General features: G+C 41.0%; 2 protein-coding genes. Both read left to right on the forward strand.

Annotated features, from left to right (window positions below):
* On the forward strand, window positions 1-510 hold a 510-nt coding region (locus tag AC0N32_RS19750; protein WP_476395543.1), incomplete at its 5' end, for a thioredoxin domain-containing protein.
* 160 nt (window positions 511-670) lie between these two features.
* Window positions 671-1,600, forward strand: a 930-nt coding sequence (locus AC0N32_RS19755) for a cysteine peptidase family C39 domain-containing protein (protein WP_476395544.1), incomplete at its 3' end; no start/stop codon positions are given.

Below are 1,600 nucleotides of genomic sequence, written 5' to 3' on the forward strand. Positions count from 1 at the left end.
CTGGAGAAGGAAAAGATCAGTTTTACCGACAACGACACATTCTTTATAGGTAATAAAGACGCAAAGCTTCACATTTCCATTATTTCAAATCCGTATTGCGGTTTCTGCAAGGATGCGCACAAAATCATGGAAGATTTACTTCAGAAGTATCCGAATGACATTTCTGTTCAGATGAGGTTTAATTATTCCCCGGATAAGCAGAATGAAAAACTTACGGGACTGATCTCTGATTTTATGTGTACTTATAAAAATAAGCCGGCCGATGATTTTTTAAAGCTGGTCGAGTATTGGTTTGAAACCAGGGATGAGCAGAAAATAAGACAGAAAACCGGAGCCGTGTCCACCGGTGAAGACCTGAGTCGTCTGGTTGAGATGTCGGCAGAAAACAGAAATGCAGGGCTTAATTTCACCCCGATCATCCTGATCAACGGATACCAGTTTCCTGATAAGTATGATCGCGAGGATATTTATTATTTTATTGATGAGCTTACCGAGGATGAAGAGGTTTAATAAAAAACTATTCTGTATCAGGATCAGTCCCTGGAATAAACGCCATACCAGAAAATAAAATAAAGTAACTTAGCAGGGCATACGATGCTATCCCGAATAAGCATATTGGGAAACCCTATTTATCGAAATTTAATTTATTTAAAGAATAAAAACAACTTCATTGAAATCTTTTCCTTTCTACCGCCAGCCGGACTCCAAAGACTGCGGGCCGACCTGTCTTCGAATCGTAAGCAAATATTACGGAAAGAGTATCTCTTTGCAGCAGATCCGTAATCTGTCGGAAACCACCCGTGAAGGAAGCAGCCTGCTGGGACTGAGTGATGCGGCCGAGGATTTGGGTTTCCGTTCCATGGGCGTACAGATCGACTTCAATACTTTTGCCGAAGAAGTTCCCCTTCCCTGTATTGTGCATTGGAACAAAAACCACTTTGTAGTAGTCTATAAAATCGATAAAAATAAAAAGGTCTATGTCTCAGATCCCGGTTACGGGCTTATCACCTACACCAAAGAAGAATTCATAAAGCTTTGGATCGGTGAAAATGCCGATGAAAAAACCGAAGAAGGCATCGTTTTGATCCTGGAAACCACACCTGCTTTTTTCCAGACCGAGTTTGATGATAAAGAAAGTAAAGCGAGCTTTTCTTTTCTTTCAAAATATCTTTTCAAGTATAAATCGCTGGTGATTCAGCTGGCGATAGGGCTGTTGGCAGGAAGCTTACTGTCCCTTATTTTTCCGTTCCTTACCCAGAGTATTGTTGACGTCGGGATTCAGAATCAGGACCTGAACTTCATTTACCTCGTTCTTTTGGCCCAGATCATGCTTTTTGTCGGGAGAATGGGCATTGAAGTCATCCGAAGCTGGATTTTACTGCATCTTTCAGCCAGAATCAATATTTCCATTATCTCGGATTTCTTTATTAAACTGATGAAGCTCCCTATAAGCTTTTTCGATACCCGGATGACGGGAGACATCATGCAGAGGATCAATGACCACCACAGGATCGAACAACTGCTAACGAGTTCTTCGTTAAACACATTGTTCTCATTGGTCAATCTTATTATATTCAGCATTGTGCTGCTATTTTACGAC

Source organism: Chryseobacterium endophyticum, assembly GCF_056333165.1.